Below are 7,075 nucleotides of genomic sequence, written 5' to 3'. Positions count from 1 at the left end.
AAAACCCCGTCACCGCCCACAAAGCAGGCACCATCACCGGCCTGAGCGTCACCGCAGGCGACGCCATCACCCAAGGCACCGTCCTCGCAGAAATCAAGTGACACCGACGTTCGATGCCGAACGGATCGACCCCCGGGCGACTTTCGGCATCGAACGGCGGCGCGGATAGCGCTACCCTGTAGCAATGTCCGAGCTTCCGGAAATACGTATCGGTACCGCTGATCGGGAGAAGGCCCTCGATGTGCTGGGTCAGCACTTCAGCGAGGGCCGCCTGACGGTTCCCGAATTCGACGAGCGCAGTGCCACAATCGCTTCCGCGACGACGCGTGGACAGCTCGAATCGGTATTCGTCGACCTCCCCACCGCGTCCGGCACTGCGTCGCTCGCACGATCCGACGCCGACGCACCGGCCGTGAAGGACCGCGGAATCGATTGGGCTGCAGTAGTGATGCCGATCGTCATCTTCGGATCACTTGCTCTGTTCTTTCTCACCGATTTCGACCAAAAGTGGCTTTTCTTCCTTCTCATTCCGCTGGCCGGAGCCATCCTGTCTGCGGTAGGACATCCGGCGGACAAGAAGAAAAAGAAGAAGAAGCGTTGAAAGCGCTGCTGTTCGACGTCTTCGGCACCGTCGTCGATTGGCGCACGAGCATTGCCCGCGAGGTCTCCGAAATCTGCGGTCCGGGAGTCGACAGCTATCGGTTTGCCGATCGGTGGCGGAGCCTCTATCAACCGGCCATGGAACAGGTGCGGTCCGGTGAACGACCTTTCACTCGGTTGGACGTACTGCACCTGGAGTCCCTGCGAACGGTGCTCTCCGAGTTCGAGATCGACCTGGATGCGGACGCCACGACCGCACTCAATTTCGCGTGGCATCGACTGGAGCCGTGGCCCGATTCCGTTCCCGGGCTCACGCGGCTGCGCACCGAGTTCGTCGTAGCACCGCTCTCGAACGGCAACATCTCGCTGCTGCTGGACATGGCCAAGAATGCCGGCCTTCCCTGGGACGCCATCCTGGGCGCGGAACCGGTGCAGGCGTACAAGCCCATGCCCGACGCCTACCTACGTACCGCAGACGTCCTCGGGCTGCGTCCCGACGAGTGCATGATGGTTGCCGCACACAACAGCGACCTCGCCGCCGCAGCCGAGTGTGGCTTCGCCACCGCATTCGTCGCCCGCCCGCTGGAACACGGCCCGACGCAGACGTTCGACCTTGCTCCCGAAGCCGAGTGGACCTACAGCGCAGACTCGATCGAGTCCCTTGCCGACCGACTCAACTGCTGACAGACGCAGTTCAGAATCTCGCCGCCGGAACCAGTCGATCGGCCAGCCACCTGTTCACTTCAGCGTGCGATCGGAATCGCACGATCGTCAGGTCCGGTCGGCGCATGTTCAGTCGCCGTACTCGCTCGGCAGTCAGACGATGTGTGTTCCAGGCCCACCGGACGACGTGCTCGCGATCGAAAAATATGCGATGCAGCGGTGGCTCGAAGTTGCCGTTCCACAGCACTGTTCGACCGACCCGACGACGGAGCGTGCGGAAGACGATCTGCCGCATCACCGTTCGACGAGGCAGATCGAGCCACAGGCAGAGGTCGGCCCGATCGGCGAGTCGATCCCGCACCACGCTGTACTGCCACTCGGTGACCCAGGCCGGGCGGGCGATGAACTCGTCCACGTCCTGCTCGAACGTGACACGGGGCGTCCAATTCTCACCGTGAAACAGTGCGTCGATCTCGATGTGTTCGATTCCCAGAACCGATCCGAGACGAGCCGACAACGTGGTCTTACCGGAACCTGATGTCCCTGCCACCACGATTCGCGAGGGGCGACGCGATACCGCGTCGTTCGGTCCGAGAATCACGACTTTTTTCGCCCGCTACGGTTGGGCACAGAGCGCTACGATCGCGTCCGCCATGTTCTTCACGAAGTGTCGACGCGCCGTTTCGGGCAGCCGATCCAGTGAGAGGTACGGGTTCAGGTCTTCGAGCTCGACCAACAGCAGCGTTCCGTCGACGGTGCGGCATGCGTCCACCCGCGTGATTCCGTGGTCGATGTCGTTCCAGTCGACGAAACGTTGCGCGAACTCTTCGTCCTGAGCAGTACTCGAGTACGGCTCCAACTCCCAACGTCGGCCGGGGTCCGGAGCGTACAGGGCGTATTGCACTGTGCGGCCGATGAAGTAGAACGACACTTCGTAGACAAAATCGATCCGCGGCTGAATCAATCTGCCCGGCTCGACTTCCGACAGTTCGGCGCGTCCGATCTGACGCATGCCGATCGAGTCGGCACCCCATTTCGGTTTCACCACATAGGTATTCACCTCGGGTAAGCGCGAGACGCCCCGCGGATCGTCGACGGTAGGTATGACCGGAAAACCATCTGCGAAAAGATCGACCAGGTACTGCTTGCCTCTCTGGTCGCCTTTGCCGGTCAGCTGGGTGAAAACCTTCGTGCCGTTCTCGCGCGCATGGCGAGCAAACGCGTCGAACGCGTCCTGGTATCCCAGCACAGGTCCGGAGTTCCGGACGACGACAGCATCGAAGCCATCCATCAGTGCCAGCGCATCGAGCGGGTGACACAGCGCGATGTCGACCCACTCACGGAGCTGCGAAGACAAGAAGATGTCTTCGTCGCAGTAGCGTCGGCCCTTAGACAGATACGCCAAGTCGGTCACGAACAGAACGCGTGGACGGGGTGCGCACATCGGGCAGATCCTACCGGTCTCGAGATGTCACGATGTTCGCTTGCGCGCCATCAGAAATGCCTGCGATGTCGACTCGTATCCCATCGGAGCTCGATGCACGCGGACGTCCACCTCGAAGTTCGCCTCGACGAGCATGCCCGCGACCGCGACCGGGTCGAGTCGATACGCGTCGTACGAGACGGAGTGTCCGTACACCTGTTCCAGTCGCACCCGCTCGTCCCCGGATTGAAATGCCAACAGCAGCAGTCCATCCGGACGCAGCACCCGATGCAGTTCGGCGAACACCTGCGGCAGCTGGGCCGGCGGGGTGTGGATGATCGAATACCAGGCGACGATTCCCGAGACGGTGCAGTAGCCCATGTCGAGCGACTGCATCGCGCCGACGACGAAACGCACGTCCGGAAATTCACGACGCGCAACGTCGATCATGCTGGGCGACAGATCGATTCCGGTCATGGCCAGACCCAGGCATCGTAGATGGCCCGCGATGCGCCCCGATCCGCATCCCACGTCGACTACGACCCCAGCGTCGACACGCTCGGCGAATGTGGCCAGCAGCGCCTTTTCCAGATGCTTGCCGTCCAGCTCGTCGCGAACCAGGTCCGCGTAGCTTTCTGCGACGGTGTCGTATGCCGCCCTCGTCATCGAAACGTGCTGCTGTTCGGCCACAACCGTCACGGTACAGACTCGCCCGGTTCGGCCAGGTACGAGCGCGTCAGCATCTCGAAGAAGTGGCCGGTGGGGTCGCGAAAGTACACCCCTCGACCGCCATGATCGGTGTTGATTACCCCGGGCCGAGTCATCCGTGGATCGGCCCAGTGTTCGACGCCCATACCGACGAGCCGTGTGTAGGCGGCGTCGAAGAGGTCGTCGGTGACTCTGAATGCGTAGTGCTGGAATTGAATGTCATCCATCGGTGGTTCGGCGAACTGAATCAACGTCCCGTCGGTGAGTTGTACGTTGACGAACGGGCCCCACGAGGGTGCCTCCGGCAGGTCGAACAGTTCGCGAAAGAACGCCGCCGACGCAGAACTGTTCTTCGCAGCAATGATGGTGTGATCGAACGAAACGGACATGCGCTGCCTCCTGGGCAGTACGACGCCTCCATGCCTGACGCAGTCCGTCATCGACACGCGACGCTGCCGTCGATGCTCGCACGGTCCCCGAATCCGAGTCAACCGGTGAATTCACGGCCGCGATTCGGTCTCCTTCTACGACAGCGTTGTCGAGGAGAGGATCCCAGCATGGTCGGCCGACTTCTGTTCGTTCACGGTGCCGGCGGCTTCGTCGACGACACCGAGCTGGCGCAGGGGTTGGCTGAGGCGCTGCGCCTCGACCTCGTCATGCCGGAACTGTCCGACAGCGATATGGGCTACGAGGCCTGGGCTGTGCCGGTTCGGAAGCTCCTCGACGACGCAGGACCTGCGGACCGCGTTGTTGCGCATTCTTTCGGAGCCACGATCGTGGTTCGGGTCCTGGCCGAAGCGATGCGCGCCCATCCGGAGCAAGCCACGCTGCTGGCCATGCCGGACTGGAGTCCGCAGGGCTGGGGCGTGGCGCAGTACGCGCTCACCGGCGAACCGCGGACCGACCTGACGTTGCTGCACTGCCGAGACGACGAGGTCGTCCCTGTGTCGCATCTGGCGCTGAACTCGGCCGCCCTACCGTCCGCGACAGTGATCGAGTTGCCGACCGGTGGTCACCAGTTCGACGGCGTGACCGAGACGATCGTTGCCGACATTCGGTAGCTACCGGTAGTCGTGGTCGATTCCCGTTGCCCACTGCGAACATTCGACGGCGATCACGTCGTCCCTTCCCCGCAGGAAGTCCCGCGCCCCCGAGTCTCCCGACGCCGATGCCGCAGCTGCCTCGAGGTGTCGACGCGCCAGAACGACCGGATGACCTGGGCGGCCGTCGAACACTGCCCTGGCCAGACCCGTCCGGGGTGCGGCGTCGAGAACGGCGTGGACGACCTCCGGTCCGACGTCGGGTGTGTCGACCACGTGAACCACCACGTACTCCGCGTCCGATGCGGCCGCCAAGCCGGCGGTGAAAGATGCGCTCATTCCCTGCTCCCAATGGGGAGCGTGTACTGCGGTCGCGCCATCGGGCACGGTGACGTCGGCCGCGCCCAGCACAACGATCACCTGGTCACAACCACCATCGGTCAGTGCCTGCACGGCCGTGCGAAGCCACAACCCGTCGTGAGCGAGCACTTTGGGCGATCCGTATCGCGTTCCGGCACCTGCAGCCAGGACCACTCCCACGACAGCGTCGGACATCGTCACTCCTTCAGTCGTTCTGCCGAGTCTTGGATGATCGCACAACACGCGCCTCGAGCGCGGCGGAAACTTTGTGCTCGCTCGACTGGCGGCAGCGGTCGCAATGACCGATTCTTGGTGCACTTCTCCTGCAGCGTCGCAGGAATCCACCCTGTTGCGTCCGCGAGGTGCCCACCGATGTCCGTCAAGCCCATCACACGCAAGCGCGTCCATCCCGTCGACGAAGTGCTTCCTGTTCCCAAATTGGCCGCGTACGGGTTTCAACACGTGGTCGCGTTCTACGCCGGTGCCGTTCTCGTACCGATCATCATCGGCAGTGCAATCGGGCTGACCAACGAACAGCTGATCCATCTCATCAACGCGGACCTGTTCACCTGCGGTATCGCGTCGATCATTCAGTCGGTCGGGTTCTGGAAGATCGGTGTCCGGCTTCCACTTCTGCAGGGCGTCACGTTTGCCGGTGTGTCGCCGGTGATCGCGATCGCACTGGCCAACGGCGGCGGCACCGAGGGGTTGCTGTACGTCTACGGTGCCGTCATCGTCGCCGGTCTGGTCACGTTCTTCATGGCACCGTACTTCAGTAGGCTGCTGCGCTTCTTCCCACCGGTGGTGACCGGAACCGTCATCACGATCATCGGCGTCGCGTTGCTGCCGGTAGCGGTCAACGATGCGGTGACCAATCCTGCGACACACGAACAGGATCCGACCAACGGTCGATGGATGGCGTACGCGATCGGCACGCTGCTGATCATCGTGCTGATCCAACGGTTCTTCAAGGGCTTCATGGCCACCATCGCCGTCTTGCTCGGTCTGGTCATCGGCAGTGCCGTCGCATTCGTGTTGGGCGACATGAACTTCGACGGCACCGCGGAAGCATCGTGGGTCGGATTCACCCAGCCCTTCCTGTTCGGTGTGCCCAAATTCAGTGTCGTCGCCATCATTTCGATGATCGTCGTCATGCTCATCATCGCGGTCGAAACCACCGGCAGTGTCTATGCGACGGGTGAGATCGTCGGCAAGCGCATCAAGAAGGACGACATCGCTGCCACGCTGCGGGCCGATGGAGTCGCCACCGTCATCGGCGGCACGTTCAACTCGTTCCCGTACACGGCATTCTCGGAGAACGTCGGCCTGGTCCGACTGACCGGTGTGCGTAGTCGGTGGGTGGTCGCCAGCGCGGGCGGCATCATGATTCTGCTCGGTCTGCTGCCGAAGACGGCGGCCGTCGTCGCCTCCATCCCGCCACCGGTACTGGGCGGTGCCGCACTGGCCCTGTTCGCGACGGTCGCCGTCGTCGGAATCCAGACTCTGTCGAAGGTGGACTTCACCGACCATCGCAACTTGATCATCGTCGCCACCAGTCTCGGACTGGCGATGCTCGTCACCATCCAACCCACCGTTTCGCAGGGCGTACCGGATTGGCTCGAGATGCTGTTCGGCAGCGGAATCGTCCTGGGCGCCGTCTCTGCCATCGTCCTCAACATCCTGTTCTTCCACATCGGAAATCGTGGTCAGGCCGTGGCCGGCGGTCCGGGTGCAGGTATCACCCTCGACCGGGTCAACGAGATGTCGGCCGAGGAGTTCGCCGCCACGTTCGGCGGTCTGGTGCAGGGCACCCCGTGGGTCGTCGAGCGTGCGTATCAGCAGCGCCCGTTCGCCGACGCCCACGGTCTACGTGAGGCATTCCAGGAAGCACTGTTGGCCGGTACCACCGAGGAACAGATCGAGCTGATCAACAGCTACCCCGACCTCGGCAGCGAGGATGCGATGGGCACCCTCAACGCTGCCGATCACGTCGGACTGTCCAACCTCGAGGAGGACGAACACGAGAACATCGTTCAGCTCGCCGCCGAGTATCGGCGACACTTCGGATTCCCGTTGGTGATCTGCGCCCGAGAGACCGAACGGTACGATCGAGTTCTGGCCAACGGATGGTCGCGGGTGGAGAATGCGCCGTCGGCGGAGCGATCTTTCGCGATGATCGAAATCGCCAAGATCGCGAACTATCGGTTCGACGATCTGGTTGCGGACGCCAACCCCATAGCGGCCGCGCGGTTCGGCCGGATCAACGACTTCAGATAGCGAG

General features: G+C 62.9%; 10 protein-coding genes. 5 read left to right on the top strand and 5 right to left on the bottom strand.

Annotated features, from left to right (window positions below; genetic code table 11):
• The 3 genes from CH281_RS26650 to CH281_RS19250 all read left to right on the top strand — a co-directional run.
• Positions 1 to 101, top strand: a 101-nt coding sequence (locus CH281_RS26650) for a biotin/lipoyl-containing protein (protein ID WP_141214481.1), incomplete at its 5' end; no start/stop codon positions are given.
• Positions 102 to 184: 83 nt separating this feature from the next.
• Positions 185 to 601 carry a DUF1707 SHOCT-like domain-containing protein gene (locus CH281_RS19255; RefSeq protein WP_032390035.1) on the top strand — a complete coding sequence of 139 codons (417 nt, stop codon included), beginning with the start codon at positions 185 to 187 and terminating at the stop codon, positions 599 to 601.
• Positions 598 to 1,284 (top strand): haloacid dehalogenase type II, encoded by a 687-nt coding sequence (locus CH281_RS19250; protein ID WP_094695384.1) that lies wholly within the window; start codon positions 598 to 600, stop codon positions 1,282 to 1,284. The genes CH281_RS19255 and CH281_RS19250 overlap by 4 nt, the downstream gene beginning before the upstream one ends.
• Before the next feature lie 10 nt (positions 1,285 to 1,294).
• On the opposite strand, the gene CH281_RS19245 is transcribed toward CH281_RS19250, so the two are convergent.
• Genes CH281_RS19245 through CH281_RS19230 form a run of 4 tightly spaced genes read right to left on the bottom strand, consistent with a single transcriptional unit; the run spans position 1,295 to position 3,783 of the window.
• Positions 1,295 to 1,864: an AAA family ATPase gene (locus CH281_RS19245; protein WP_306427558.1), complete on the bottom strand. Its 570-nt coding sequence runs from the start codon at positions 1,862 to 1,864 to the stop codon at positions 1,295 to 1,297.
• A gap of 15 nt (positions 1,865 to 1,879) precedes the next feature.
• On the bottom strand, positions 1,880 to 2,707 hold the full coding sequence (locus tag CH281_RS19240) for a hypothetical protein (protein ID WP_094695383.1): 828 nt from the start codon (positions 2,705 to 2,707) through the stop codon (positions 1,880 to 1,882).
• A 27-nt stretch (positions 2,708 to 2,734) separates the two neighbouring features.
• A complete protein-coding gene (locus CH281_RS19235; RefSeq protein WP_256983803.1) occupies positions 2,735 to 3,376 on the bottom strand; it encodes a class I SAM-dependent DNA methyltransferase in 642 nt (213 codons plus the stop codon).
• Positions 3,377 to 3,381: 5 nt separating this feature from the next.
• A complete protein-coding gene (locus CH281_RS19230) occupies positions 3,382 to 3,783 on the bottom strand; it encodes a VOC family protein (protein WP_057474284.1) in 402 nt (133 codons plus the stop codon).
• A 168-nt stretch (positions 3,784 to 3,951) separates the two neighbouring features.
• Here CH281_RS19230 and CH281_RS19225 point away from each other — a divergent pair, with 168 nt between their 5' ends.
• A complete protein-coding gene (locus CH281_RS19225) occupies positions 3,952 to 4,455 on the top strand; it encodes an alpha/beta fold hydrolase (RefSeq protein ID WP_094695382.1) in 504 nt (167 codons plus the stop codon).
• Here CH281_RS19225 and CH281_RS19220 read toward each other — a convergent pair whose 3' ends face one another.
• Entirely contained in the window at positions 4,456 to 4,989 is a 534-nt protein-coding gene (locus CH281_RS19220; protein WP_032387142.1) for a nucleotidyltransferase family protein, read from the bottom strand.
• A gap of 177 nt (positions 4,990 to 5,166) precedes the next feature.
• Here CH281_RS19220 and uraD point away from each other — a divergent pair, with 177 nt between their 5' ends.
• On the top strand, positions 5,167 to 7,071 hold the full coding sequence (uraD, locus tag CH281_RS19215; protein ID WP_094695381.1) for a 2-oxo-4-hydroxy-4-carboxy-5-ureidoimidazoline decarboxylase: 1,905 nt from the start codon (positions 5,167 to 5,169) through the stop codon (positions 7,069 to 7,071).
• Positions 7,072 to 7,075 lie beyond the last annotated feature (4 nt).

It is taken from the genome of Rhodococcus sp. 06-221-2 (assembly GCF_002258365.1).
Lineage (GTDB): Bacteria > Actinomycetota > Actinomycetes > Mycobacteriales > Mycobacteriaceae > Rhodococcoides > Rhodococcoides fascians.
This window is presented reverse-complemented; position numbering and strand designations above follow the sequence as displayed.